General features: G+C 42.2%; 25 protein-coding genes. 12 read left to right on the top strand and 13 right to left on the bottom strand.

Features of this window, described 5'->3' with window-relative positions; genetic code table 11:
• The first annotated feature begins 2 nt into the window (after window positions 1-2).
• Together ACEQZT_RS06145 and ACEQZT_RS06140 are read left to right on the top strand one after the other, a co-directional pair.
• A complete protein-coding gene (locus tag ACEQZT_RS06145) occupies window positions 3-1,460 on the top strand; it encodes a TrkH family potassium uptake protein (protein WP_372530137.1) in 1,458 nt (485 codons plus the stop codon).
• A 48-nt stretch (window positions 1,461-1,508) separates the two neighbouring features.
• A complete protein-coding gene (locus ACEQZT_RS06140) occupies window positions 1,509-2,603 on the top strand; it encodes a prolipoprotein diacylglyceryl transferase (RefSeq protein WP_370088289.1) in 1,095 nt (364 codons plus the stop codon).
• Between the two features lie 40 nt (window positions 2,604-2,643).
• Here ACEQZT_RS06140 and ACEQZT_RS06135 read toward each other — a convergent pair whose 3' ends face one another.
• From ACEQZT_RS06135 to ACEQZT_RS06125, 3 genes are all read right to left on the bottom strand, one after another.
• Window positions 2,644-5,847 (bottom strand): T9SS type A sorting domain-containing protein, encoded by a 3,204-nt coding sequence (locus tag ACEQZT_RS06135; RefSeq protein ID WP_370088287.1) that lies wholly within the window; start codon window positions 5,845-5,847, stop codon window positions 2,644-2,646.
• Window positions 5,822-6,199, bottom strand: coding sequence for a hypothetical protein (locus ACEQZT_RS06130; RefSeq protein ID WP_370088285.1), 378 nt, complete (start codon window positions 6,197-6,199; stop codon window positions 5,822-5,824). The genes ACEQZT_RS06135 and ACEQZT_RS06130 overlap by 26 nt, the downstream gene beginning before the upstream one ends.
• A gap of 104 nt (window positions 6,200-6,303) precedes the next feature.
• Window positions 6,304-6,534 (bottom strand): hypothetical protein, encoded by a 231-nt coding sequence (locus tag ACEQZT_RS06125; protein ID WP_370088283.1) that lies wholly within the window; start codon window positions 6,532-6,534, stop codon window positions 6,304-6,306.
• Between the two features lie 253 nt (window positions 6,535-6,787).
• Here ACEQZT_RS06125 and clpB point away from each other — a divergent pair, with 253 nt between their 5' ends.
• Entirely contained in the window at window positions 6,788-9,403 is a 2,616-nt protein-coding gene (clpB, locus tag ACEQZT_RS06120) for an ATP-dependent chaperone ClpB (protein ID WP_370088281.1), read from the top strand.
• Window positions 9,404-9,569: 166 nt separating this feature from the next.
• On the opposite strand, the gene ACEQZT_RS06115 is transcribed toward clpB, so the two are convergent.
• Both ACEQZT_RS06115 and ACEQZT_RS06110 read right to left on the bottom strand, forming a co-directional pair.
• On the bottom strand, window positions 9,570-10,091 hold the full coding sequence (locus tag ACEQZT_RS06115; RefSeq protein WP_370088279.1) for a DinB family protein: 522 nt from the start codon (window positions 10,089-10,091) through the stop codon (window positions 9,570-9,572).
• 41 nt (window positions 10,092-10,132) lie between these two features.
• The gene (locus ACEQZT_RS06110) at window positions 10,133-11,287 is read right to left on the bottom strand and encodes a PQQ-binding-like beta-propeller repeat protein (protein ID WP_370088277.1); all 1,155 of its coding nucleotides are present in this window, start codon (window positions 11,285-11,287) and stop codon (window positions 10,133-10,135) included.
• Window positions 11,288-11,395: 108 nt separating this feature from the next.
• On the opposite strand from ACEQZT_RS06110, the gene ACEQZT_RS06105 reads away from it, so the two are divergent.
• The 3 genes from ACEQZT_RS06105 (at window position 11,396) to ACEQZT_RS06095 (ending at window position 14,298) form a co-directional block, all read left to right on the top strand.
• On the top strand, window positions 11,396-12,625 hold the full coding sequence (locus tag ACEQZT_RS06105) for a hypothetical protein (RefSeq protein ID WP_370088275.1): 1,230 nt from the start codon (window positions 11,396-11,398) through the stop codon (window positions 12,623-12,625).
• Between the two features lie 79 nt (window positions 12,626-12,704).
• Window positions 12,705-12,872 carry a hypothetical protein gene (locus tag ACEQZT_RS06100; RefSeq protein ID WP_370088273.1) on the top strand — a complete coding sequence of 56 codons (168 nt, stop codon included), beginning with the start codon at window positions 12,705-12,707 and terminating at the stop codon, window positions 12,870-12,872.
• Window positions 12,873-12,927: 55 nt separating this feature from the next.
• Window positions 12,928-14,298, top strand: a complete 1,371-nt coding sequence (locus tag ACEQZT_RS06095; RefSeq protein ID WP_370088271.1) for a T9SS type A sorting domain-containing protein — start codon at window positions 12,928-12,930, stop codon at window positions 14,296-14,298.
• Window positions 14,299-14,344: 46 nt separating this feature from the next.
• On the opposite strand, the gene ACEQZT_RS06090 is transcribed toward ACEQZT_RS06095, so the two are convergent.
• The 3 genes from ACEQZT_RS06090 to ACEQZT_RS06080 all read right to left on the bottom strand — a co-directional run bounded on the left by ACEQZT_RS06090 (window position 14,345) and on the right by ACEQZT_RS06080 (window position 16,804).
• Window positions 14,345-15,181 carry a dienelactone hydrolase family protein gene (locus tag ACEQZT_RS06090; protein ID WP_370088269.1) on the bottom strand — a complete coding sequence of 279 codons (837 nt, stop codon included), beginning with the start codon at window positions 15,179-15,181 and terminating at the stop codon, window positions 14,345-14,347.
• A gap of 78 nt (window positions 15,182-15,259) precedes the next feature.
• The gene (locus ACEQZT_RS06085) at window positions 15,260-15,907 is read right to left on the bottom strand and encodes a TPM domain-containing protein (RefSeq protein ID WP_370088267.1); all 648 of its coding nucleotides are present in this window, start codon (window positions 15,905-15,907) and stop codon (window positions 15,260-15,262) included.
• A 12-nt stretch (window positions 15,908-15,919) separates the two neighbouring features.
• Complete coding sequence (locus ACEQZT_RS06080) at window positions 15,920-16,804, bottom strand: YgcG family protein (RefSeq protein ID WP_370088265.1); 885 nt, start codon at window positions 16,802-16,804, stop codon at window positions 15,920-15,922.
• Between the two features lie 26 nt (window positions 16,805-16,830).
• Here ACEQZT_RS06080 and ACEQZT_RS06075 point away from each other — a divergent pair, with 26 nt between their 5' ends.
• Window positions 16,831-17,421, top strand: coding sequence for a LemA family protein (locus tag ACEQZT_RS06075; protein WP_370088264.1), 591 nt, complete (start codon window positions 16,831-16,833; stop codon window positions 17,419-17,421).
• Between the two features lie 18 nt (window positions 17,422-17,439).
• On the opposite strand, the gene ACEQZT_RS06070 is transcribed toward ACEQZT_RS06075, so the two are convergent.
• From ACEQZT_RS06070 to katG, 4 genes are all read right to left on the bottom strand, one after another.
• Entirely contained in the window at window positions 17,440-18,129 is a 690-nt protein-coding gene (locus tag ACEQZT_RS06070) for a TonB family protein (protein ID WP_370088262.1), read from the bottom strand.
• A gap of 64 nt (window positions 18,130-18,193) precedes the next feature.
• Entirely contained in the window at window positions 18,194-18,709 is a 516-nt protein-coding gene (locus ACEQZT_RS06065; protein WP_370088260.1) for a hypothetical protein, read from the bottom strand.
• A 31-nt stretch (window positions 18,710-18,740) separates the two neighbouring features.
• Entirely contained in the window at window positions 18,741-19,100 is a 360-nt protein-coding gene (locus tag ACEQZT_RS06060; RefSeq protein ID WP_370088258.1) for an ankyrin repeat domain-containing protein, read from the bottom strand.
• A gap of 66 nt (window positions 19,101-19,166) precedes the next feature.
• Entirely contained in the window at window positions 19,167-21,371 is a 2,205-nt protein-coding gene (gene katG / locus ACEQZT_RS06055; RefSeq protein WP_370088256.1) for a catalase/peroxidase HPI, read from the bottom strand.
• A 92-nt stretch (window positions 21,372-21,463) separates the two neighbouring features.
• On the opposite strand from katG, the gene ACEQZT_RS06050 reads away from it, so the two are divergent.
• Both ACEQZT_RS06050 and ACEQZT_RS06045 read left to right on the top strand, forming a co-directional pair.
• Window positions 21,464-22,405, top strand: coding sequence for a LysR family transcriptional regulator (locus ACEQZT_RS06050; protein ID WP_370088254.1), 942 nt, complete (start codon window positions 21,464-21,466; stop codon window positions 22,403-22,405).
• Entirely contained in the window at window positions 22,402-23,457 is a 1,056-nt protein-coding gene (locus ACEQZT_RS06045) for a DUF3089 domain-containing protein (RefSeq protein WP_370088252.1), read from the top strand. Before ACEQZT_RS06050 ends, ACEQZT_RS06045 begins: the two co-directional genes overlap by 4 nt.
• On the opposite strand, the gene ACEQZT_RS06040 is transcribed toward ACEQZT_RS06045, so the two are convergent.
• Window positions 23,454-24,215, bottom strand: a complete 762-nt coding sequence (locus ACEQZT_RS06040) for a hypothetical protein (RefSeq protein ID WP_370088250.1) — start codon at window positions 24,213-24,215, stop codon at window positions 23,454-23,456. The genes ACEQZT_RS06045 and ACEQZT_RS06040 overlap by 4 nt on opposite strands.
• Window positions 24,216-24,298: 83 nt before the next feature.
• Here ACEQZT_RS06040 and ACEQZT_RS06035 point away from each other — a divergent pair, with 83 nt between their 5' ends.
• From ACEQZT_RS06035 to ACEQZT_RS06025, 3 genes are read left to right on the top strand one after another with little or no spacing between them, the layout of a single operon-like run.
• Window positions 24,299-24,781: a hypothetical protein gene (locus ACEQZT_RS06035; protein WP_370088248.1), complete on the top strand. Its 483-nt coding sequence runs from the start codon at window positions 24,299-24,301 to the stop codon at window positions 24,779-24,781.
• A 9-nt stretch (window positions 24,782-24,790) separates the two neighbouring features.
• The gene (locus ACEQZT_RS06030; RefSeq protein WP_370088246.1) at window positions 24,791-25,135 is read left to right on the top strand and encodes a DUF4260 domain-containing protein; all 345 of its coding nucleotides are present in this window, start codon (window positions 24,791-24,793) and stop codon (window positions 25,133-25,135) included.
• A 3-nt stretch (window positions 25,136-25,138) separates the two neighbouring features.
• Window positions 25,139-25,543, top strand: a complete 405-nt coding sequence (locus ACEQZT_RS06025) for a VOC family protein (protein WP_370088244.1) — start codon at window positions 25,139-25,141, stop codon at window positions 25,541-25,543.

Here is a 25,543-nt window from a genome sequence, read left to right as displayed (position 1 = left end):
ACATGCAGTTCAACTATAAGGTAATTTTAAAAGTCATTGGCATGCTCCTTCTCATCAATGGAGGCTTCATGTTGACTTGTTTGCCTTTTAGTTTTTATTACGGTGAGGGAGATCACACTGCAATCATATCATCGTCATTGATTGCGCTTGGAGTTGGTGCAGCACTTCTATTTCTCACACGCAACCTTCAAAGTAATGACATTCGGAAAAAAGATGGTTATCTGATTGTGACGATTGGCTGGCTATCTATGTCCTTCTTTGGATCACTTCCCTATATTTTTAGTGGAGCCATACCCGACATCACCAATGCCTTTTTCGAAACACTGTCAGGCTTTTCTACTACAGGAGCCACCGTTCTGACAGACATAGAATCCGTCCACAAGGGGATTTTGTTCTGGAGGAGCCTCACACAATGGATTGGGGGCATGGGTATTATCGTACTGACGGTTGCTATTCTTCCGCTTTTGGGAATTGGAGGAATGCAGCTCTTCGTTGCAGAAGCTCCCGGTATTTCTCCGGACAAATTACAGCCGAGGATTAAAGAGACAGCCAAAAGACTATGGATTATCTATTGTGGGCTTACACTCACGGAGCTTGCTCTTCTATGGGCAGGAGGAATGACATTTTACGATGCGATAAATCACAGTCTGACAACTATGGCAACTGGTGGATTCTCCACCAAAAATGCTAGCATTGCCTACTATAGCGATCCGTTTATCCAGTATGTGATTATATTTTTCATGTTCATGGCAGGCACGAACTTTACCATGACCTACTTTGGATTGCATGGCCGTTTCAGAAAAGTATTGAATAATGAGGAGTTTCGGTTCTACCTAATATTCTGTGTGCTCGCTTCACTTATTGTTGGCTTAATCATCTACAACCTTGGACACGACACATTCGAAAAATCTATCCGTGATGCATTGTTTCAGGTTGTTTCTGTGGTAACCACTACTGGATACGTAACACATGACTATACAGCATGGACTTCTTTTTTGACAGTGATTTTCTTCTTGTTGATGTTTGCGGGTGGATCTGCGGGATCTACAGCCGGTGGCGTCAAGCTGGTTAGACATATTTTGCTTATTAAAAATAGTTTGCTGGAACTGAAACGAATACTTCATCCGTCCGCAATTATTCCAGTAAGATTTAATGGGAAATCAGTCAGTCGAGACATTACCTTTAATGTTCTGGCGTTCATCATGATCTATATCCTGATTATGTGCTTTGGAGCGATAGCCGTGTCATCATTTGGAATAGATTTCAATACATCTTTAGGCGCTGTGGCTACCACGCTTGGTAACATAGGTCCGGGCATTGGAGACGTAGGGCCAGTTGATAATTTTGCTCATTTGCCAGTAGGAGTAAAATGGATCTTATCTTTTATGATGCTGCTTGGTAGATTGGAGCTTTTCACAGTTTTAATCCTTTTCACACCTTATTTCTGGCGAAAAGTTTAATAGGTTCAGCAGATTAAGGCATCTTTGAAACTTTCAAAATTTAGCTAAATGAATATTCTGAGCTACATTATCTGGACGTTTGATCCAGCTATTTTCACCATTCCATTTACTGATTATGCACCAAGGTGGTATGGAGTGCTATTCGCACTGGGCTTTCTACTTTCGCAACAAATATTCTTTAGGATATTTAAAGCTGAGGGCAGGCCGGAGAAAGATGTAGAGCGAATCACCGGATATATGGTACTTGCGACTATCATCGGAGCACGACTAGGGCATTGCTTATTCTATAATCCTGATTATTACCTGTCTAACCCCATTAAAATTCTCATGATATGGGAAGGAGGTCTTGCCAGTCATGGAGGTGCGCTCGGTATCTTGGTGGCGATTTATTTGTTCTGCAAAAAGTACAACTATCGCTATCTATGGATTTTGGATCGACTTGTGATCGTCGTAGCACTTACTGGAGCTATGATACGAACCGGAAATCTTTTCAACTCTGAGATGGAGGGGACACTGACCAACTCAAACACAGGTATTGTTTACGCTCGGGCAACATTGGACGTGCTGAATTACTCGGATGATATTGATGATGTTCGCTTCGAAAAAGGTGGAGATGTGCAAAGCGATCAGGCTGGGATTGTTCCGATTAAGGCGATCATTGAATATCGAAGAGGTGTGAAGTTTGAGTTGAAGGACAAGATGTTCGTAGAAAATCAACTGAAAAGCACATTGGCTAGATATACCGAAGTATCTGAGCACATTGATTTTGGTGATGGCCCATTAGCTTATCGTAATTATCAGAGTAATGGAAGGGAGATCGTCGAGATTTCTGCGCTTGGAAAAGTAAGACACGCAGCTCAGCTCTATGAAGCAATGTATTGCATCATATTGATGATGATCCTTTACTGGCTGTGGAGTAAAAAAAGAGATATGCTGCCCCAAGGATTCAACTTTGCGCTGTTCATGATTGTGCTTTGGTCACTACGATTTGTAGATGAATTCTTCAAAATGAATCAGGAAGCATTTGAAGAGAACATGGTTCTGAACATGGGTCAGATTTTAAGCATTCCTCTCACCATTGCAGGTGTGATACTTATGATTTGGATTTTTCAGCAGGATAAGAAAATGAGCGACTTTAACTAAACACAAAAAAAGGGAGCATTTGCTCCCTTTCTTTTTGATGTTATTTTATAATTATTTTCTTAACATGTTTCCTGTTATCCAGATCAAAGTGCAAGAAGTATAAACCAGACTTTAAGTTAGGCCGATATTCAATTGTGTTAGATCTATGATCTGGGGATATATGATCAACTATTTTTCCATTCAAGTCAACAACATTTATTTGATTTGGCGCTTTCTTATCAAAGGATATAGTAGCAAGATTCTCTATTGGATTAGGGAAAATATTAACCAATTTTCTTGATGACTCATCTGCTGAGAGTGTAGTAGCTGGAATGTCTACAGACCATATACCCCTACCATAAGTGGCTATAACTAGGGTATTTTCTGATAATTTGAAGTCGTAGGTGTTGACAGCCGGAAAATCACTTTCCAGTAAGTGCCAAGACTTTCCTCCGTCAAGAGATTCAATGATCCCAATTTCGGATCCAACCCAAATTTGATTATTGTCATGAGGAAAGACAAAAAGGGTGTTTACTGCTACATCAGGAAAACCTCTATCGCCACTTCCATCAAAGCCTGAAATATCTATCCACGATTGACCGAGATTAGTGGTCTTGAGAACCTTAGGATACCCAGCAAATGAAAATAGCACGAAAGCGGTGTTATCATCAACTGGATGGGTAGCTATTCCTGAAACCGATCCCATTTCAAATGAATCATAATTGTTTGCGGGAGCGAAAGTCGCTCCTCCATTTGTAGATATAAAAAGTCTTTGGGTGTCTGTCATTCTACCACCAGCCCAAACAATATCTTCATTGCTATATGAAACTTCCACATCAGCGCTATTTGTAAAAGACCACAGTTCTGGCGAGGACATGCTACACGCACTCCAAGATTCCCCAAAACTTTGACTTATCCATACCCCTTGCTCACCAACAGTGAAGATCCTTTCTGGTTTTGATTTATGATGAGCTAGCCTGGTAATGAAGGGTCCATTGTCATCATAACCGCTTGAAGCGTTCTGCCATGTTTGTCCCCCATCAGTAGTTCTTACAAAATTATTGTATTGAGAGCCACCAATAATCTTGTTTCTATTGACACTATGCCAGAGTGATTCGAATCCATCTCCACCAATGGCAAAAATTGCATTAGCGGAAGCACTACCTTCTGTACCTACTTGATTGTACCAGGTTCCATTGTCCTGCATACCTCCAACAAATCGGTAAGAATCTGGAGCCTTATCAGCACTATAAAATTGGGTTGTATTGTAGCCAAAACTGACGTACTCAAAATCACCATCAGTTGTGCCTGGATCACTGCTTGTGACAGACTTGTAGACACCTCCATCATTGGTAATTAAAAAGCCAAACTCTTGTGTAGAGGGGTTTTCATTAATAATCATTGAAAAATGTTGATCAGGGTGAATTCCCTCATCTCTTCCCGATTGTGGAAAGCTATTTGGGCCACCAAATTGACGATAAGCATCTGATACACTAGTGGTTATCCTTTCAAGACCAGCTACGTCATTAACGGTTACTGAAAGATTGGAATATGGTAGGTCGGTTGGATCAAATGTGGCCATCTCGCTCGATAAGGTAGGCCAGAAATTATACATTTGTTGGTGCTCAAACCCTCCAACTGAGGCTATGGATCCATCGGCAAACTCAGAATAAGGAACATTGTGAATAAACACATACTCTCTTGAATGCGTCGTGCCATCACCACTGGTGTTGAATGAGATCAAGTCCCATTCTTGGTTCTCTTGTTGATCCCGAAATGAAACCATTAGTTGATTGTTATTATCAGTATCCCATACCTGAAACGGAACTTCTATATAGTCCTGATATATGTATTGGCTCGGATCAGCTCCGGATCCATGACCTCCTACGGTAAATCGATGAGCCAATTGAGAGCCTTGTCCAAAACGTATTTCCACTGATTTTAAATCTTGATCGGCGATTGCGTCATACTTATCTATTGCTCCACCATAATAATCTCCTCCGAAATTGATATAAGAAATAAAAGATGTAGTTCCATTATCGCTCGCACTCACAGCTGTAACATTTGAAGACCCGCCGCTTAACTCAAATTTCCAGTTGTTAACACCACCCACATATACAATATCTTCATTAAATGGATGAGGTGTTACGTAATTATCATACCATCCCTGTCCACCCAAAAAGTCTTCATTTCCGCCAAATCCATTGATAGCAATATTCCATGACGTGGCACCATCACTCGTCACATAGAGATCAGAGTTTGTACCACTTAGTCCCCCTTCTACAGATGCCCAAAGTCGACTTGGATTGACTTTTGAAATGGCTATTTCAACTCTTCCTGACGGGTACATCCCATTACTTGCGTCAAACCAGGTAATACCTCCGTTGGTTGACTTAATTACCCCCTGAGATCGTATAGCTACATACAATGTGTTAAAATCATTCGGATCAACTGCTATGTCATCGTATCTTTCAAAAGTTGATTCTCTTAGCTTAGTCCAAGTAGCTCCACCATCTAAACTCTTATAGATTGCAGATTGCAACCCTCCCTCCCAAACGCTATTTCTGGACGTTACTACTAATTCATCCTCATCGTTAGGGTTTACTGCTATTCTTGAAATGTTTTTAAAATCTGGAAAGTCTCCAGGACTGGCTATCTGAACCCAAGTTACCCCTTTATCATTCGTCTTGAACAAACCAGATCCATCAATGTCATTTGTAAAATGCTCACCTGTTCCTGCATAAATCACATTAGGATTAGCTGGTGACATAGCTAATGTGTTGGTTCCAAGATTAGGTATATCCTCCGATATAAAGGTCCAATTGAAGCCGCCATCTGTTGTTTTCCAAATACCTCCTGATGCAGAGCCTGCAAACCAAGTATTATCTGTAACATCATCGGGATCCACAATTATGGCTCTTGTTCTGCCAGCTACATTCCCAGGCCCTCTTTCTACAAAATTCCAATCCTCATTAGCGAGACGAAGTTGTTTTCTTACATTTTTTGCTTTGTAATATTCATCTAATACCTGATTTGGGGCATACTCCGGATGCTCTTGCCCATGCCTGGTTCTTAAATCTTTTTGAATTAAAGCATGAATATCAGGTGCTGTGGATTTTGTGTGTCCATTTTTCTTCAAACTGATTTTCTCTTCAATATACTTTTGATACTCTGTAATTTTTTGGTCTGAACCACCTATCGTTATAAATACCAAGAAAACTCCAGCTCCTAGAAGGGAACTAATAATCGTTGTTAATCTTCTCATATTTTTTACCTGTTATAAGGTTATAGTAATAAATGCTTTTTTCGCCATCTTGTTTGTTTTGGATTGTTTCAGGATACTCTCTAATTATCAACTCACTATCTGATTCCCATTCAATGTCCGCATTGAGTTTTTTTGGACCATAAACAACCTCATTCGAGTTAGAATGATATACTAGAAAAGTTTTGTAAGGATTTGAAAGATCCAATGCCGACTGGCAAAGTACATATTCACCTCTTTCGGCCTTTTTGAAATCTTTTCCAAGTGTATTTAAAAGGTACTTATAAAATGTAGCATCATTACCTTTTTGAATAGAACATGAAGCTATTGCAAGTACTAGAAAAAAGTTTTTCATCTCTAAATTTTAAAAGCGACAAAAATAATAACACACCACTAATTGGGATTAGACACAAAAAAAGGGAGCATTTGCTCCCTTTTTTTTTGATGTTCTAAATTCTATTATTCTTCAGTTGCCTCCTCAGCAGCTTCTTCTACCTCGGCAGCAAGAGAATCAACAGCCATATCCAGAGAATCCATTGCATCTTCTGCAGCCTCTTCCATTTCTTCCATTGCTCCTTCAGCAGCCTCGCCTGCTTCTTCTACTGCATCAGACTCTGATTCAGATGAGGATGATGAGGTGCAAGCTCCTAGGAATGCAACCATCGCTAACAATAATAAGATCTTTTTCATTTTTGGTCAGGTTTTAATTTCCCTTAAAATTAGAAGGATAATGCTCATAAACAAACGATAGAGGCTATTTAGTAAAAAAAATCGAAATAAAAATTTATGATTTTAGAAATTGTTTTTCATTATTACTGCCTGACGACTTGTCCTCTTTTCCGCATCTCCACTAAGAATCACCTGCCAACTTGTCTTGAAATAGTCCAATAAATTCTTTGGAATAGCATTTGTCATCCTCCTATCGTACAAGAACTAGAAGACTATGAACTTTAATAATTATACAATAAAAGCTCAGGAAGCCTTACAAAAAGCTACTGAGATAGCCTCTGGAGGAGGACAGCAAGTAATTGAGACAGGACACCTTCTTAAAGCTATTTTGACGTCAGATGAGAACCTTGTGTCATTCCTTTTGAAAAAACTGGGCACGACCAAGCAAATGATTTCATCGCCTTTGGACGACCTGATCAATAATTACCCACAAGTTTCTGGGGGTCAACCCTACCTTTCGAATGATGCAGCAAAAGCACTACAAAAAGCTGAAAAGTATCTGAAAGATTTTGGAGATGAGTATGTTGCCGTGGAGCATATCATTCTTGGAATCTTAGCTGGTTCTGATAAGTCTGCGCAAATTTTAAAAGATGCGGGTTTTCAGGAGAAACAATTGATTGCTGCAATTAAAGAGCTTAGGGGAGGTGAAAAGGTGACGGATCAAAATGCTGAATCTAAATATCGATCTCTGGAACGTTATTCAAAAAACCTCAATGAACTTGCTAAAAAAGGAAAGATTGATCCGGTTATTGGGCGTGATGAGGAGATCAGAAGAGTGCTGCAAATCCTGGCCAGAAGAACAAAAAACAACCCTATTCTACTAGGAGAGCCTGGAGTAGGAAAAACCGCGATTGTAGAAGGTATGGCCCAGCGAATCGTAGATGGTGATGTGCCGGAGAACCTGAAGTCAAAAACCATTATCTCTTTGGACATGGGCCTTCTTGTTGCCGGAGCTAAATACAAAGGAGAATTTGAAGAGCGCCTAAAAGCGGTCATAAAAGAAGTGACGAATAGTGATGGTGAGATTATCCTTTTTATAGACGAGATACACACGCTGATTGGTGCGGGTGGAGGAGGTGAAGGAGCCATGGATGCCGCCAACCTCTTAAAACCGGCACTTGCTCGAGGAGAACTCCATGCAATAGGTGCGACCACCCTTCAGGAGTATCAGAAATACATTGAGAAAGACAAAGCGCTAGAGCGTAGATTCCAGTCTATTACGGTTGATGAGCCGGGAGTTCAGGATGCCATTTCCATACTTCGCGGAATCAAAGATAAATATGAAGTGCACCACGGTGTTCGCGTGAAGGATGATGCAGTGATTGCCGCGGTGGAGCTTTCTAATCGATACATTTCTGATCGTTTCTTGCCCGATAAGGCCATCGACTTAATGGATGAGGCGGCTTCTAAGTTGAGAATCGAAATCGATTCATTACCTGAGGAACTGGATGAGCTCAACAGACGGATTATGCAGCTTGAGATCGAGCGGGAGGCCATTCGTAGAGAAAAAAACAAAGAGAAAGAGAAGCAGCTTAATAAAGAGATTGCCGATCTGGAAAGTGATCGCAAAGAGCTGAAAGCTAAGTGGGACAATGAGAAGTCCGTTATTCAGGGATTGCGTGAGCAAAAAGAGAACATTGAGAATTATAAGCTGGAAGCTGAGCGAGCAGAACGGGCTGGTGAATATGATAAGGTTGCCGAAATACGCTACGGAAAAATTGTAGAAGCCGAGCAGAAGCTGGCAGACTATCAAAATCAACTGCACGAAATGCAGGGTGAAAAAAGCCTTCTGAAAGAAGAGGTAGACGCTGAGGATATTGCCGAGGTTGTTGCAAAATGGACGGGCATACCTGTTTCCAAAATGCTCCAAAGTGATCGTGAGAAACTGATTCATTTGGAAGAAGAGCTTGGCAAAAGAGTGGCTGGGCAGTCTGAGGCAATACAGGCCGTGTCAGATGCGGTAAGAAGAAGCCGTGCAGGCTTGCATGATCCTAAACGACCCATCGGTTCATTTATATTCCTTGGAACCACCGGTGTTGGAAAAACAGAGCTGGCAAAGGCATTGGCGGAGTATCTTTTCAATGACGAGAACGCCATGGTGCGCATCGATATGTCAGAATATCAGGAGCGTCACGCAGTAAGCCGGTTGATTGGTGCACCTCCGGGATATGTGGGTTATGATGAGGGGGGGCAGCTTACAGAGTCTGTGAGGAGAAAGCCATATAGTGTGATCTTGTTAGACGAGATTGAGAAGGCTCACCCGGATGTTTTCAACATCTTGCTTCAGGTATTGGATGATGGTCGCTTGACCGACAACAAAGGTAGGGTGGCCAATTTCAAGAACACGATCATCATCATGACCACCAATATTGGTTCTGGCCTTATCCAGGAAAGCTTTGAAAAAATGGATGAGAAAAACCCTGAGCCAGTCATTGAGGAAACTAAAAATCAGGTGTTTGAATTGCTGAAAAAATCAGTACGACCAGAATTCCTAAATCGGGTGGACGAAACAATCATGTTTAGACCATTGAATAGGCAGGACCTTCAGAAAATTGTCAGCATTCAATTTAAGCTGATTCAGAAACGACTTGCTGAAAATGGTATCAAGATTGAAGCGGATGATGAAGCTTTAGCTTATCTGGGTAAAATAGGTTTTGACCCACAATTTGGTGCCAGACCATTGAAGCGAGTGATTCAGCGGGAAATCCTGAACGAATTGTCGAAGGAAATTCTGGCTGGCAACATTGCAAAGGATTCCGTGATTGGTGTGACTTTGTCAGAGAGTGGGGCCATTGAATTTATGAACCTTGATAAGGTTGAGATTGGGTAAATTTTGGAAATTTATAAAAAGAGTGATGTGGGTGGCGATCATCGGAACGATGATCGCTTTTCACAACATCTATAACCAGGAATTCAAATCCATAGAGGATGTGAATCAGGAAATTGTGCAGGAAGATGAAGAAGAATAAAAGACCGGCAGTGCCGGTTCTTTTTGCTTAAAACAATTTATACTGTGGTGGAACCACACCATTCATTCGTAAATAAACAGCAGCCTGGCCTCTGTGATGAGATATATGCTCGTGGGCTTTTTGCACCCATGCAAGCCGGGTAATTTTAAACGGCCCTCTTTCCACAATTTCTCCAAACGAGCTTTCATCCATTTGTTTGATGGATGAGATAGCAAAATCAAAACTTTCTGCAACCATTCGTTTTACTTCTTTTTTGGACTGCAATGCCTCGTCTTTCTCCAAATTGCTATCTGCATAAATCCGATCAGCACCTGTGCCATTACTTACCAATCCAATTGTTCCCTGAGAAGCATGCAAAAACTGCTCGGCGAAAGAACGAACACCCTCGGTTGGACGGTAGTTAAATTTATCTTCAGGCATAGCTTCCACGTATTCAAGTGACAGTGCCTTTGCACGCTCAAAATCAGCAACTAATGTCTCAATTGTAGTTTGACAGAAAGCAACTGACCCCAAGGAAAGTGCAAGTGTGTAAATGATAGTTTTTTTCATGAGTTCAGTTAGGTTAATAACCTTCTGAAAGCAGAAGAACCTTATTTGCTAAAGGTACTGTGAATCTTTACTGAGTAGATTTTTCCATCATAGCATCCAAAAACGATCTGATTCTTTGTAAGAGCTGGCGATGAGAATGAGCCCATTGGCAGCTCATATTTATCCAGCACTTCGCCAGTTGATCGTTTTAAAAGAAAGACTACACCTGTATCGGTAGGGTTGTATCCGTTTCCTGCTGAGTATATTACCCATTCATCAGTTACCACAGGTTTGGTATAAATGTTTTTCCCGCCTTCCTGCGCCCAAATGGGTCTGCCAATGATCGGATCAAAAGCAAGCATGGAATAGTTATCCGAACCACCTATATAGAGGGTGTCTTTGTATATAACCGGATCTCCAATGATCCATCCTTTTCGGGCATCTGTATAGGTCCATTCTTTTTCACCGGAGGAAAGGTCCAGCACGTTTAGCATGTAATTTCTTGCCCCAAAGAATAACAGGTCTTTGTAAATGACAAACTCTGAAACCACTCCACCAAACGTACCATAGGGCTTTTTACCTCTATAGGTTTTCTTTTTCCATATCAGCGAATCATTGTATAGCGAGTAGCAGTAGACCATTCCCTCCCAATCGCCAAAGTAGAGCTTGCCATCCTCTACCAATGGTGATGAGCGAACAGGGGCATTGTCCTCAGCAGCATATTTTTTCACCAGTTTGCCACTGGTAGCGTTTATAGCATAAACATTCCCATCACCACAGCCAACATAGATAATTCCACCTCGGTATGTTGCAACAGAGCGCTTGTCATCGAATGGGTCAATTTTATAAGGCCATTCCCGATCTTCATACTTGAAAATGAAAGGCTTCATTCCCGCTTCCAGCGTCCAAATGATTTTTCCGCTTTTAGCATTGACCAGATAAAAAACATTGGCTGATTCAAAGAAGATGTTTTCCTCAACAGTTGTAGCTTTTGCCTGAATGTTGCCACCTGTTTCCAGTCTCCATTTTTCATTTCCTGTTGTGAGATCGAGGCAAAAGAAAACGCCGTTTTGATCTCCTATGAAAAGGTCTTCTCCTTGTACTAAAGGAGCAGCTAGTACTTTGGCAGTAGCTTGAAACTCCCAACTCTTTTTAAGTTCCTGAGCCTTTATCGTCCCCCAAAGGGCAACTGTGAAAATGATCGCGATGTATTTCATTAGTCCAATTTTAAGTTTGTATAGACAATCGTACATGATGCACCGGAATTTTTCGGTATAATCATCTTTTCAAAACCTTGTTAAAACCTTGGCAGTATAATTCAGAGCATGTCAGATCAGGAATACATAGAGCTATGCAAGAGAAAGATTGAACGGAAATTCAATCTGCAAGCCTCGAACCTGATGGAGCGTGACTATGAATATCTTCGCGAGGCTATTTTAAAGCAAACCCGAACAAACCTGAGCACTTCAACTCTGCGCAGGCTTTGGATGGATAAGTATCAAAGCGTTCCACAGATTAAAACTTTGGATGCGCTGGCTATGACGTTGGATTATTCAGGCTGGTATGCATTTAAAAATGCTATGTCGCCACAACACTCAAAAAACAAAAAGAGCAGGAGGACTTTACTTTATCTACTTGGGATCGGCATTCTTGGGTTGGCCGCAACCATTCTTCTAATGTCAACAGATAGACCCATAGGAGAAGTAAGTCTGGAACCTGAAAAATTCGCTCACGAAGGCGTGCCAGCCACCATAGGCTTTCACTACATTGTGCCTAATTCTGAGGTGGAAATTGAGCTTTCATGGAATCCGCATGAGCGTACTACATTGGATGCTGATCAAAGTTTTTACACAGGAACCTATTACTATCCTGATTATCATCAGGCCAAACTCATCTACAATGACCGAATTCTAGCCCAAAGTGCTATCCATATTACCACAACTGGCTGGCATGGTTTGATTATGGATTCTGGCATGGACACCCGCCCTCAATACGTCGAAAGCGGTGATTTCATTTTTGGTGATAGCCTGTCTATTGATCACCAACTCATAAAGTCTTTGACAGGCTCATCAAACACACTTTATCCTGTTTTTACTTTTTCAAATAAAGAATTGGAAAAACTATCAGGAGACGATTTTAAGCTGGTTACAGAAGTGAAGATGGAGTCTCTATCCCAAACCAGTGATCCATGTGGTTTTTATGAAATTCTCATTAAAGGCGAAGGAGGAAATATGAGAATACCGATAGTGCAAACAGGCTGCTATGGTTTGGTCGCCATTCAGTGTGCAGAGGAAATCATTTCGGGAAAGCAAAATGACTTAAGTGGTCTATCAACAAATTTGAAGCTAGAGCATCGGGTAGAGATTGCCAGCAAGGATAAAGCGTTGGAGATCATCGTGGGGGATAACCCTCCTTTTCGCTTTAAATATGAGGGACAGATTAGCACATTGAAAGTGATTAAATTCATTTTTACTGGTTCTGCCACGGTGAGTTCTTTTCAACTTTTAAGCGAGCAAGGGGTTGAATTAAAAACAGAAGCTCTGTATCCATTTTGATGAATGTTTGAGATCGGGGAACGATAATCAGAAAATTTCTCTTAAATTTATTCTATCGATTACCCGTAACAAATGCGTCATGACTACTGAAGAAATCCAATCCCAAATCACAGAATTAGAAGCCAAACTTACAGGAGACATGTTTAGCGACATGGACATCAAAGACAAGATTCACAACCTAAAGATGAAGCTAAATGGAACCCGTCCAATGAACTCAGAGATTGAGTGCGTAGGTTGCGGCAGCTAAAATCATCATATTGATAAGTCGTTGAAATAAGGCAAATTATGCCATATTTAAGGTTATGAAAACCTTTATCACCTCCTTTTTACTGCTTTTATGTTTCGCCTCTTACTCGCAATTTATATCTGTCCAAGCTGGGGACTGGGACAATTGTGCTACATGGGGAACTTGTCCTGGAACAACAATTGGAGTTGATTATCCGGGGCGCAATGACAATGTTTCAATTGGTCATGCAGTGTCGGTTAACAACACACTTGACAACTCTGCCACTAATACTCAACCGAATGATGAGGCAATCGCCGGAGTATGCGGATGCACCGGTTCTGGTACAACAGGCTGTGGAAATAACCCGACAGGCTGTAATGCCAATGCTTTTTATCATAAAGGTACAATCACCATCACCAATGGTGGAGCGTTTACGAGTACCGTTGCTACGGTTTTTGAAGGAGATGTGGAGGTTCAAAATGGTGGCTCCTATCGGCTAAATGCAAACTCAACTTTATTTTTGATTGGAAGAATAGATGTAAGAGACGGGGGGTCATTTATCTCTAATCAAAATCTGATTGTATCCGGGCCAGCGATTTTAAATATTGAGAGCACAGCTACAGCTGGAGCTGGAGATGACCTTTATTTTGATGGAGACAACTCGTTTGTCTGTGGTGACGGAACCCTTGCTCTGGATGGCCCAGCCTATTATGGAGGGACTCGAAACAATTCAATCAGACACTACAACACATCTGATAACTCTACGACCGATCAGATTTGTTCAGGCACGACAATTACTTGTCAGGACGGCAATTGCTGCGGGGGACAGTGCCAGCCGGACATGAATACGGATGGAAGTGATGGTACTATTTCTCCTGGTGAAGGAGGTGCAACATCTTCTGTGGTACTGCCTGTAGAGCTTGTTGCCTTTGATTGGGAAGATGAAATTTCATCCATAAAGATTCATTGGACCACCGCTAGCGAGCTCAATAACGAAGGGTTTGACCTTTATAAATCCACAGATGGAAAAGACTTTGCGCATCTGGCTTTTATCCAGGGTGGAGGAAATAGCAATACTATTTTACACTATGATTTTGTTGATCACTCTCCTGTCATCGGAGCAAATTACTATCGTTTAATTCAACGAGACTTTGATGGGAAAAGCGAAGATCTTGGCGTTATTAGAGCTTTTTCTAAGGCCGCTGATTTGTTTACAATATATCCAAATCCTGCCAATGAAAAAGTGACCGTTCTCTTGGGAAATCAATTCATCAACACGACTACCAATGTAAGGCTGTATTCCATTTCTGGTGAAATGATTTACCGTTCCTCGTTTTGGATTAATTCAAACTCAGTTGAATTAGCGTTAAATTATGAAGCCGGTATCTATTTCATAGAAGCGGATAATGGCACATATCATCAGAAGAAAAGGTTGATCATAAAATAAAAAAAGCCCCACGAAGGAGCTTTTTTATCCGAACTATTGTGTTGAATTAGAACGATTCTTCAAAAAGCTTTTGCATCTCTGCCCAGCTCGCACTGTCAGCACTGGCGTTATAGGCTAACGGCATATTGAACTGTGCTGCAATCGAGTCAGCCATTTTGCTGGTGAAGCTATGAACAGCCCCTTCATAATTGATGAACTTGTATTCTGCACCAGCAGCATCCATCGCGGCTTTAAAATCAGCAATTTGTTGTTCCGTCACGAACGGGTCATCGGCACCATTGGCCACAAGCACTCGAGCTTTCAGGCTGCTGGAATCTGGCATCACTGGAAGGCCTAACCCACCATGGAAGGAAGCTACAGCATCCAGATCATACCCTGCATTGGCCATACTCAGCACCACTGATCCTCCAAAGCAATAACCTATAGCGCCAATTTTTTCTGTGTCAACATTTGGATGGTTCTTAAGTGTTTCAAGTGCCGCCTCAAATCGAGCTTTTGCATCCTCAAAGTTGCCCATCACCATTCCGGCAAATTCCCCAGCCTCATCCGGGTGTGCTGCTTGTTTTCCTTCGCCATACATGTCTACGGCGAGGGCGACATAGCCTAGTTCGGCGAGCATGTCCGCTCTTTGGCGAGAGTATTCATTGTGGCCCCACCACTCGTGCACTACGAGGATACCCGGTCTTTTGGAAGAGTCATTTGCATCAAAAGCCAAATAGCCAATCATCACAGTAGAATCAGTGGAATAAGACATTTCAGAACCCTCTACCATAGGTACCATTTCATCAATGATGGCGTCATCGGTAGATTCTTCTTTTGATGAGCTGGTACAAGCAACCAGTAGTGCGCCCATCAATAGTGAGTAAAACAATTTCAATTTCATCTTTCTAGGTTTTAGTTTTCTATAAAGGTAAACAGGAAAGGGGTAGGTACCGTTCTGATCCCAATGAAGAAAATTATGCTATTCTTTGATGCGGAGCTCATCTGATAGCTCGTTTGTATCTGAATCCTTTCTTACAAACCCATTTTTTAAGAGCAACTCTTTGCAATGATTAATACCATTTACCAGTCCTTCACCAATTTGTCCCTGCTTTAACCCGTTGGTGATAAGAGAAACAACTTCTTCCCAATCCTCTTTTTGCACTTTTGCATTGATCCCCTCATCCCCAAGTACCAGTACAATATGTTCCAGTCTACTTACATAAATCAAGATTCCCACACGCTCTTTAGTATCATATACTTTTTCATTTAGAAAAGCCTCCTTTGCCCGTAATGAGATCATTTCCATAGCTCTTTCGTCTGAAACGAAAACCCGTTTAAAGACTGGAAAGATGATGGGAAGTGAATACCCGGTAATCATCAACCCAAGTATTACCAAGAAGGCTTCAAAATATGATAAAGCCGGCAACATCCATGTGTAAGAAAGCAATGCTATGATTGCAAGCCCGGCAATACCTAATATAGCAGCTACATGCCAGGAGACCTCAGAGTAGTCATCACTACTCCTGGTAAAAAAAGGTACAATTTCTCCACAGGATTCACGCTCAAGGGCTTCAACAGCCTCTTTGACTCTTCTCTTCTCCTCTTCTGTAAATATGTATTTTTTCATTTTTTCAAAATTTTACCAACCTCCTGAAGCACCACCGCCACCAAATCCTCCGCCACCTCCGGAGAACCCTCCAAATCCACCACCACCGGAAAACCCGCCGGAATATCCTCCTGAATAACCCCCATAGTAACCCCCGCCTCGTCCACTGCCACCTGAACCTTTACCATTAAGAAAAACCAGTGCGAAGAATGCAGCAAATAACCCAGCAACTAGGTTTACCACTATCCAAACAATAAGGAATACTATAGAAATTACAATCAGATTACTTTTAAGATTGCCAAGCTTTTTGGATAAAACCACTTTTGCGATCACAACTAAGAAGATTAGCGCAACAATGCCAATAAAGAAAAACAGACTTAGGGTTTTGTTGCTTGTCTTAGTGGATGTGGTTACCTCAGGCAGCTCCTCCCCATCAATCAGTCCTATGATGGCCTCAACACCTTCCTCAATACCCAGATAATAGTCACCGTCCCTGAAATGCGGAACAATGATGTTATTGATGATTCGCTTGGCGTAGGCATCTGGGATCGCTCCTTCAAGTCCATAGCCTACTTCAATTCTAAGCTTTCGATCATTTTTTGCTACAATCAATAGCACACCATCATCCGCATCTTCGCGACCAAGCTTCCATTGATCAACAACGCGAATTGAAAATTGCTCAATTGTCTCGGGAGCAGTAGTGTTTACAGTTAAAATGGCCAGCTGGCTACCTTTTCTATCTTCTAGCAGTTTGAGCTGATTTGTTAAATACGCTTCTTCATTTGTAGAAAGCAGGTTAGCAAGGTCTGTCACCCTTTCGGTAAGCTTTGGTACTTCTTGCTGATCTTGTCCTTTTGAAACGCAGATGGTAATGAGGGAGACCAGTAAAATGACTATTGATTTTAGGTATGATTTCATATCTTCGATGAAAATAAGAAATAAAGATGAATAAGCGAGTCATAACGATACTGATCATAGTCCTTGTTGTTTTTCTTGGGTATAACTTCTTCGCTGGGAAGTACAATAGCATGGTGACCATGGATGAGGAGGTCAACACAGAGTGGGCAAATGTGGAAACGCAGTATCAGCGCAGGTATGACCTTATTCCAAACCTCGTGAATACCGTAAAAGGGTTTGCAGAGCAAGAAAAGGAAGTGTTGACTCAAGTAACAGAAGCACGCGCTAAAGCATCAAGCATTCAGATTGATCCGTCGAATTTAAATGAGGAGGCTCTTCAAAATTTTGCAAATGCCCAGGGGCAATTAAACTCTGCCCTTTCCAGACTACTGGTGACCGTGGAGCGATACCCTGATTTAAAATCCAATCAAAACTTTTTGGAGCTGCAAGCGCAGTTGGAGGGGACGGAGAATCGAATTTCTGTAGCTAGAACGCGATACAATGAAAAGACAAAGACTTACAACACCTACATTCGTAAGTTTCCAAACACGATGCTAGCCGGTATGTTTGGGTTTGAGAGAAAGCCATTGTATGAAGCAACAGAAGGAGCAGAAAATGCCCCTACTGTTCAGTTTTAGTAGAAAAGCCAGATTTCCTTAATTCAGTCTAAAATGTACTGGGAGTCGCATTTTGACTTTCACAGGTACCCCTCTTTGTTTTCCAGGGCTATAGTTTGGAAGTAACTTCAAAACTCTGATGGCCTCTTCATCACATCCGGCACCAATACCTTTGATGATCTCAATGTTGGTTATTGAGCCGTCCTTATCAATTACATAAGACAAAGTGACCCTGCCTTCAACGCCTAGTCGTTGAGCGGTTTTAGGGTATCTTATATTTTGGGCAATAAATGAAAGCAATGCCTCATCACCACCAGGAAATTCGGGCATATCTTCAACAACATCGAATTCGGTTTCTGGTGCCTTTTCTACATAGGTTGGCTCGCTTTTCATTGCATCATTGATTGTAGTTTCTATGTCTACAATCTGGTCCTCGACCTCCAATGTTTGTGACAATTCTTCCACTTCTTTAATATCTACTGCGGCTGAAATAACCTGCTTTTCAACCTTTGGTTTAGGTAATTCAGGGATTTCGTGTTTGGTTACTTTAGGCTCTTCAACAAAATACCAGGGCTCATCTACAACCGGTTGAGCATCAACTACCGGATCAATTGGCGACTTCCATTCAAAAGCTAAAATGGTAAGCGACAAAGAGATAATCATTCCAACACCAAAGAACAATGGTCTTCTTTGTTCCAAATCATACTTTTTGTTTTTCTTCAGCTCCATAATTCAAATGTTTATTAGGTTTTCAATCATTAGATCGAAATAAAAGCATGAATCATGCCTGAATTCAATTCAGAAAATCATTGATGTGTTCGATCAGGTCGGCAAAGACTTCTTTTCGTGGCAGTAAGTCTCCAGCGTTGGTGCCAGAGACAGGGCGGGCAATGGTTTTGTGAGAGGTCTGTAGGTACTGCTCACAAAGTTTGAGGTCACTCAGTATCGGATTGTTTCGATCCAGCGAAATTGCATGACGAAATTCTTCGAGATATGCATCATACCACTTGTTTGCACTGCTGAATGAAACCAAAGAAGTGAAGAAGAGCTCCAAAGCCTTATCTCTTCCCTCTGCAAAAGTGAGCAGGGAAGAGTCAAAAGATTGCTCCTGAAGCGACCAAAGCTTTAGGATTTTTTCGGAGAGGTTTTTTTCCGAAGAATAGAAAACGTCTGTTCGATAAAGCGAAGAAATAACCAGAGATGATCCATCCGTAAATGACTGAATCAGCGACTTGAAGTTTTGGGCGGTTTTATCGCGAAAGTAAAACCTGGGCGCTTCCCTCCCTTGAATATGGATGTAATGAAGCATCTTGTTAAGATACTATGTATTGACAAATTTCTTAGATCATCAATTGCTCGATTGCTTTATGCCCGTGCGTCCTGGCAAAAGAAATTGCTGTATCTCCTTGGTGGTTTTTTATGGTTGTGTCAGCACCATTATCAAGGAGCATTTTAGCTAATTCAGGATAGCCCTTAAAGCAAACACCCATTAGTGCGGTATTGCCGGAGGCATCCTGTGCATTTACCTGAGCGCCATTATTTATGAACAGTTCGGCCACCTCCATTTTGTTCAAATAAGTGGCCAAAATAAGTGGAGTAAAACCACGCTCATCAGGAGTGTTGACAATTTCAGGATTGGCGTCAATCAGTTTTTGAATGCCATCCAAATCGCCTGTATAAATCAATTGTGCTAGTTCCATTTTTTTTATAGAGTTAGAAAAGGGCTCACAGGAAGAGTGAGCCCTTTCATTTAGATGGTGATAATATCAATTTAGATCGAATCGATCCAGATTCATCACCTTATTCCAAGCTGATATAAAATCATTGATGAATTTTCCTTTTCCATCTTCGGTCGCATACACTTCCGCTATGGCTCGCAACTCTGTGTTGGATCCGAAGATCAAGTCAACACGGGTTCCGGTCCACTTCACATTGCCGGATTTACGATCTCGGCCTTCGAAAGTGCTTTGATCATCGGATATGGCTTTCCATGTAGTAGACATGTCCAACAGGTTCACAAAGAAATCATTGGTGAGTGTTTCAGGACTCTTTGTAAATACCCCATGCTGAGATCCGTCAAAGTTGGTATTCAGCACTCTCATTCCGCCTATCAAAACGGTCATTTCCGGAGCAGTCAGCGTCATCAACTGTGCTTTGTCTACCAGCATTTCCTCTGCGGAAACCTTGAATTTTGGATTTTTATAATTGCGGAAACCATCTGCTCGTGGCTTCAGCGCTTCAAATGCTTCTGCATCTGTCTGTTCAGCTGTAGCATCCCCTCTCCCAGGAGTAAACGGCACAGTCACCTGATGACCAGCATTTTTAGCCGCCTGCTCTATCCCCGCGCATCCGCCAAGAACTATCAAATCCGCAAGCGATACTCCTTTACTGAAATCATTCTGTATTGCTTCCAGTGCTTGGAGCACTTTAGCAAGTTGTTTTGGGTTATTTACTTCCCAGTCTTTTTGAGGTGCCAGTCTGATTCGAGCACCATTGGCACCTCCTCGCTTGTCAGAATCACGGAAGGTAGAAGCAGAGGCCCACGCAGTTGAGACTAACTCTGAAACTGAAAGACCAGAGTTCAAAATTTTATCTTTCAATGTAGCTATGTCTTTGTCGTCAAGCTTGTGGGTGGCTGCTGGAATAGGATCTTGCCAGATCAGTTCTTCTTTAGGTACCTCAGAACCAAGATAGCGTGCAATTGGCCCCATGTCTCTGTGGGTCAATTTGTACCATGCTCTAGCGAACGCATCCGCAAACTCGTCCGGATTTTCGTGAAATCGTTTGGAGATTTTAGCATAGGTGGGATCCATCTTCAGCGCCATGTCTGCAGTTGTCATCATTAGCGCTTGTGTGTTGGATGAATTGCCAGCAGCAGGAGCTTTCCTTGCATTCGATGCAGCGGTTGGTGTCCATTGGTGTGCACCTGCAGGGCTTTTGGTAAGCTCCCAGTCATACCCAAGTAGCACTTCAAAGTAGTCATTGTCCCACGTGGTTGGATTTGGTGTCCAGGCACCTTCTATCCCACTGGTTATGGTATCATCCCCATGTCCGCTACCAAAAGAGTTTTTCCACCCCAGACTCTGCTCTTCTATGGGAGCGCCTGCCGGCTCTCTTCCTACATACTTCTCAGGGTCAGCTGCACCATGCGCTTTACCAAAGGTGTGACCGCCGGCAACAAGCGCAACAGTCTCCTCGTCATTCATCGCCATCCTACCAAACGTTTCCCGGATATCGATTGCTGATTTAAGTGGATCAGGGTTGCCATTCGGTCCTTCCGGGTTCACGTAGATCAAGCCCATCTGTACCGCACCCAGTGGATTTTCCAATTCGCGATCTCCCGTATACCGCTTGTCGCCAAGCCACTCGGTCTCAGAACCCCAGTAGATATCCTCTTCAGGTTCCCACACATCTTCACGGCCACCTGCAAAACCAAACGTTTCAAATCCCATCGATTCCAACGCACAGTTCCCTGCCAGAATCATTAGGTCAGCCCATGAAATTTGCTTTCCGTACTTCTGCTTGATAGGCCAAAGGAGCAAACGTGCTTTATCCAGATTTCCATTGTCCGGCCAGCTGTTGAGCGGGGCAAATCGTTGCGAGCCCGAACCGGCACCACCGCGACCATCCTGGATACGATACGTACCTGCACTGTGCCATGCCATACGAATAAAAAGAGGGCCATAATGACCATAGTCCGCAGGCCACCAATCCTGAGAGTCTGTCATCAAATCGAAAAGATCTTTTTTCACAGCCTTCAAGTCCAGTTTTTTGAATTCTTCAGCATAGTTGAAATCCGGATCCATGGGATCGGATAATGAGGAGTGCTGTCTCAGGATGTTCAGATTGAGCATGTTTGGCCACCAGTCTCGATTAGATGTGCCACCACCGGAGCTATTCGTCAAATGGCCACCCAAGAATGGGCATTTGTCAGCACCGTTGCTTCCTGAATTGGTTTTCATATTTTCCATAAAAGTCAAAAGGTTTACGATCGATAAAAATTCTAAGGTTAAAGATGATATAATTGAATTTTATTAAATTAATCGCCTCATAAGTAAAAACTATGACCATCAATCAGCTTCAATATGCACTGGCTTTGAGCAAGCATGGCAACTTTAAACGTGCGGCAGAACATTTGAATATCAGTCAGCCAGCGCTGAGCTTGCAAATACAGAAGCTGGAGGAGGAGATAGGTTTCAAGCTATTTAATCGGGCGACCAACCCAATAGAAGTGACAGAGGATGGCAAGCTCTATTTGGTGAAAACCCAAGAGGTGATATCAGGGGTAAAGCAACTTCAAAATTTCACTTCGGTAATCAAAGATGACTATCATGGGAAACTGGTTATTGGGATCATCCCTACGTTGGCACCATTCCTTGTCCCCTTGTTTGTTGAGTCTATTGAGCAAGACTACCCGGATTTACAATTGGTGATAAAAGAACAGATCACTGAGAAGGTGGTCAACAATGTTCGAAATGGCGAGCTGGATGTGGGCATTATTTCAACACCCATTGATATCTATGGGATAAAATCGATACCTCTATTTTATGAGCGCTTCTATGTTTACACTTCTGGTGAGCAGGATGCAAGTTCAGAGTTTCGCATTGAGGATATTAATTATGACAAACTTTGGTTACTCGATGAGGGAAACTGTTTCAGGGATCAGATCAATAACTTTTGTGATCTGAAAACTATTCGTGAAGGCAGAAACCTTGTTTACCAAAGTAACTCCATTGATGCCCTCATCCGCATAGTGGACACGAAAGGGGGGATGACCATTCTACCCGAGCTAACCTCCATGTGTCTCAACGCATATCAGGAAGAAAATCTAAAAATCATTAGTGGTAGACCTAAGGCGAGGGAAATTGGTCTGATTGTGACCAATAAGTACGATAAGGAACGTTATATTGAAGTATTGCAAACCTATATTCAGAAAAATATTCCACATCACATGCTGAGCCAGCATGATTATGAAGTTGTAGATCCAAACATTCAGATCAAATGAGAAAAATCTTTTTTTTGTTTATCCTAATCTCCACCATCTCCTATTCTCAGCACAAGCCATATAAAGGAAAGTACGGAAGAGAGGATCTAGACAAGGTACCTTCTGCCCCTGTTTATTCAGACCTGAAATACTGGATTGCGCATCCGGATGTGGAGGATTATGCTGATGTGGTGCCAGGAAAGGGAGAGCTTGCGGAATATCAGGAGTCAGCAGATGTAGATGTGTTTTTTATCTACCCGACCATTTATAGCAAAAAGCAATACAAAGAACATCCTTGGTTTGCGGATGTTAATGACGAAAAACTCAATAAAGAGATTGGCACCTCTACCATAAAGTATCAGGCAAGTGTTTTTAATGGATCAGCGAAAGTTTATTCTCCTCTCTACAGGCAGGCGCACATCGGGATTTACTATGCAGATAACCTCCCACTCAAGGTTGAGGCACTGGAGTATGCTTATGAAGATGTGAAAAGAGGTTTTGAATACTATCTGGAAAACTGGAACAACGGTAGGCCCATCATCATCGCCTCGCACAGTCAGGGAACGAACCATGCCACAAAGCTTCTTCGTGAGTTTTTCGAAAACCGCCCATTGATGGATCAGCTTGTTGCTGCCTACATTGTTGGTATGCCAATGGACAAGGGGACTTTTTCATACATCCCCGTTTGTGATGATCCTAAGGATACTGGCTGCTGGCTTACCTGGAATACTTACGCCAAAGGCTACTATCCCCCCAATCACGATTTTTGGTATGCCAATGCGCTCAACGTAAACCCATTGAGTTGGACCACCGACACGACTTATGTCTCATGGGGTACCAACAGGGGAGGAGTTTTGAAGAACTTCAAAAAAATAAGGCCAGGTCTTTCTGATGCACAAAACATGGATGGGATGCTGTGGATCAATAAGCCTCAATTCTTTGGCAACTTCCTGATCAACTGGAAGCGCTATCATGTGGTGGACTACAATTTATTTTATCTGAATATCCGTGAAAACGTGGCGGAACGAGTGGAGCAGTATTTGATCGAACAGGAGTCCAGAGCAACCAACTAGCTCTTTTCTTTCTCTGCCAAAAACCGAGGTAGCAACTCCATCATCCGTTCATGGATAGCAAATAAAGTTTCGCTGGCTAGATAGTCTTCCGAGAAGTTGCAATAAGCAATGAAACTGGTAAGTTTTTCGCCAGTCAGCTGAGTGTTTTCACTCACCCACTCACGAGTAAACTTCAAGCGAGCCTTTTCAGTGATGTGTTGGCGCTTCATGATCTGCTGCATCTTTCGCTTTTCCTTCTCCTTTTTGCTGAACGAGTGATGCACCGCTGAAATTGGATGGAAAAAAACAAAGGCCGGATTCAGGTACTCACTCTTTTCCATTTGAGGGTATGGATCCATGACCACTTTTGGAACACCGAAAACCTGAAATGAGGTGTCCTCTACCTCCATTTTTATAAGATCTTCTTTGAATCGTTCGTACTCAGGAAATTCACCCACTATTACTTCATCCAGGTAGATGGTATTTACTGGCATCAGAAATTCGATTTCCTCTCCCTTGAACCACGTAGAATCTGCTATCCAGGCAAGCGTAGAATGCCCAACACTAGAGAGGACAAGTGTATCACCAATCTGTGCTGGTATTTTGAATTTACCATCTGCGTTGGTGGAGGTGAGGCTACCCGCATCGATGTTTCGAACGTGCACCCCTATCATATCATCACCACTCAAGCTATCACGCACAACTCCAAATACGTAGGATCGCTGTGCATGTGCAGCCATTCCAAGTACGATCAATGATATGGTTATCAGAAACTTCAAGAAGTCAAATATCAGTTTTTATTGAACGTGATTTTTTGATTTAGGATTATTTAACATTTTGGCTTTCAAAGAGTTTATTGTTCATGATTGAAATCAAAAAGCATTCCGGCATCTATACATTAACAGTAATGCAGCAACTCCCGATTGGGTTGTCTGAGGCATGGGAGTTTTTTTCATCACCTAAAAACCTTGAGCGAATCACTCCAGATCACATGGGATTCATAATCACTTCTGGCAAGCCGGGGAAAATGTATCCTGGTCAAATCATCAGCTACAAAGTTTCTCCACTTTCTGGAGTAAAGACTAGTTGGATTACTGAAATTACCCACGTAAAAGAAGGTGAATATTTTGTAGATGAACAGCGCTTTGGTCCGTATCGAATGTGGCACCATGAACATCATTTTGAAGAGAATGATCAAGGGGTGCTGATGACGGACAAAGTTTCTTACAAAATTCCGTTTGGATTTTTAGGCTCCATTGCTCAGATACTATTTGTAAAAAAGCAGCTGAAAGGGATATTTGAATATCGTGTGAAGGTACTGGATGAGATGTTTCAGAAAGGTTAACTTTCTTAAATGAAAAGTCTGATCAAACTAGAGGAACTGATGATGTTCCTCCTGTCCATCTATTTATTCTTCTTCCTTGATTATGCCTGGTGGGTATATTTAGCCCTTATCCTCACACCAGATATTGGCATGTTGGGCTATCTGATCAATACTAGGATCGGAGCGTCTACGTATAATCTGTTCCATCATAAGGGCGTTGCGATTTTGGTTGGTTTTGCAGGTTTTTGGTGGATGATGCCGGAACTGCAGCTTGCAGGAATCATCCTTTTCGGCCATGCTAGCATGGATCGCATTTTTGGCTATGGCTTAAAGTACAGTGATAACTTTAAACATACACACCTAGGAAATCTGTAAGTCATGGCAAAAACACCATTCCCAACCGAAGATATGGCCTTAACCACAATTTTGGTGGTTTCTGACATGAGCAAGTCAAAGGAATTTTATCAGGATGTACTAGGTGCGGAAATCTACCGGGAATATGGTGGAGACTCATGTGTTTTCCAGTTTCTTGGAAACTGGATATTGCTGGTGACTTCAGGGGATTCCACCAAGGATAAACCCAACACTCGGTTCATTCCGCCAAAAAATCCTAATGATGTGAGCCATTCGTTTACCATTCGAGTGAAGGATTGCATGGGGTGCTACGAAACACTCAAGGAGCGAGGAGCCAGGTTCCTTACCCCTCCGGTGGATTGGGGTGCTGAGATTCGCGCATTTTTCCACGACCCGGATGGACACCTGTTTGAAATAAGCCAGGTTTAG

Source organism: Ekhidna sp., from assembly GCF_964218185.1.
Classification (GTDB): Bacteria; Bacteroidota; Bacteroidia; order Cytophagales; family Cyclobacteriaceae; genus Ekhidna.
This window is presented reverse-complemented; position numbering and strand designations above follow the sequence as displayed.

Excerpts from the sequence above, each read along its gene's own strand:
- ACEQZT_RS06035 (WP_370088248.1), top strand. The coding sequence starts at position 24,299 with ATGATTGAAATCAAAAAGCATTCCGGCATCTATACATTAACAGTAATG.
- ACEQZT_RS06125 (WP_370088283.1), bottom strand. The coding sequence starts at position 6,534 with ATGAAAAAGATCTTATTATTGTTAGCGATGGTTGCATTCCTAGGAGCT.
- ACEQZT_RS06080 (WP_370088265.1), bottom strand. The coding sequence starts at position 16,804 with ATGAAATCATACCTAAAATCAATAGTCATTTTACTGGTCTCCCTCATT.
- ACEQZT_RS06090 (WP_370088269.1), bottom strand. The coding sequence starts at position 15,181 with ATGAAATTGAAATTGTTTTACTCACTATTGATGGGCGCACTACTGGTT.
- ACEQZT_RS06110 (WP_370088277.1), bottom strand. The coding sequence starts at position 11,287 with ATGAAATACATCGCGATCATTTTCACAGTTGCCCTTTGGGGGACGATA.
- ACEQZT_RS06095 (WP_370088271.1), top strand. The coding sequence starts at position 12,928 with ATGAAAACCTTTATCACCTCCTTTTTACTGCTTTTATGTTTCGCCTCT.
- ACEQZT_RS06140 (WP_370088289.1), top strand. The coding sequence starts at position 1,509 with ATGAATATTCTGAGCTACATTATCTGGACGTTTGATCCAGCTATTTTC.
- ACEQZT_RS06085 (WP_370088267.1), bottom strand. The coding sequence starts at position 15,907 with ATGAAAAAATACATATTTACAGAAGAGGAGAAGAGAAGAGTCAAAGAG.
- ACEQZT_RS06115 (WP_370088279.1), bottom strand. The coding sequence starts at position 10,091 with ATGAAAAAAACTATCATTTACACACTTGCACTTTCCTTGGGGTCAGTT.
- ACEQZT_RS06065 (WP_370088260.1), bottom strand. The coding sequence starts at position 18,709 with ATGCTTCATTACATCCATATTCAAGGGAGGGAAGCGCCCAGGTTTTAC.
- katG (WP_370088256.1), bottom strand. The coding sequence starts at position 21,371 with ATGGAAAATATGAAAACCAATTCAGGAAGCAACGGTGCTGACAAATGC.
- ACEQZT_RS06130 (WP_370088285.1), bottom strand. The coding sequence starts at position 6,199 with ATGAAAAACTTTTTTCTAGTACTTGCAATAGCTTCATGTTCTATTCAA.
- ACEQZT_RS06060 (WP_370088258.1), bottom strand. The coding sequence starts at position 19,100 with ATGGAACTAGCACAATTGATTTATACAGGCGATTTGGATGGCATTCAA.
- ACEQZT_RS06075 (WP_370088264.1), top strand. The coding sequence starts at position 16,831 with ATGAATAAGCGAGTCATAACGATACTGATCATAGTCCTTGTTGTTTTT.
- ACEQZT_RS06025 (WP_370088244.1), top strand. The coding sequence starts at position 25,139 with ATGGCAAAAACACCATTCCCAACCGAAGATATGGCCTTAACCACAATT.
- ACEQZT_RS06105 (WP_370088275.1), top strand. The coding sequence starts at position 11,396 with ATGTCAGATCAGGAATACATAGAGCTATGCAAGAGAAAGATTGAACGG.
- ACEQZT_RS06100 (WP_370088273.1), top strand. The coding sequence starts at position 12,705 with ATGACTACTGAAGAAATCCAATCCCAAATCACAGAATTAGAAGCCAAA.
- clpB (WP_370088281.1), top strand. The coding sequence starts at position 6,788 with ATGAACTTTAATAATTATACAATAAAAGCTCAGGAAGCCTTACAAAAA.
- ACEQZT_RS06045 (WP_370088252.1), top strand. The coding sequence starts at position 22,402 with ATGAGAAAAATCTTTTTTTTGTTTATCCTAATCTCCACCATCTCCTAT.
- ACEQZT_RS06030 (WP_370088246.1), top strand. The coding sequence starts at position 24,791 with ATGAAAAGTCTGATCAAACTAGAGGAACTGATGATGTTCCTCCTGTCC.
- ACEQZT_RS06135 (WP_370088287.1), bottom strand. The coding sequence starts at position 5,847 with ATGAGAAGATTAACAACGATTATTAGTTCCCTTCTAGGAGCTGGAGTT.
- ACEQZT_RS06070 (WP_370088262.1), bottom strand. The coding sequence starts at position 18,129 with ATGGAGCTGAAGAAAAACAAAAAGTATGATTTGGAACAAAGAAGACCA.
- ACEQZT_RS06145 (WP_372530137.1), top strand. The coding sequence starts at position 3 with ATGCAGTTCAACTATAAGGTAATTTTAAAAGTCATTGGCATGCTCCTT.
- ACEQZT_RS06050 (WP_370088254.1), top strand. The coding sequence starts at position 21,464 with ATGACCATCAATCAGCTTCAATATGCACTGGCTTTGAGCAAGCATGGC.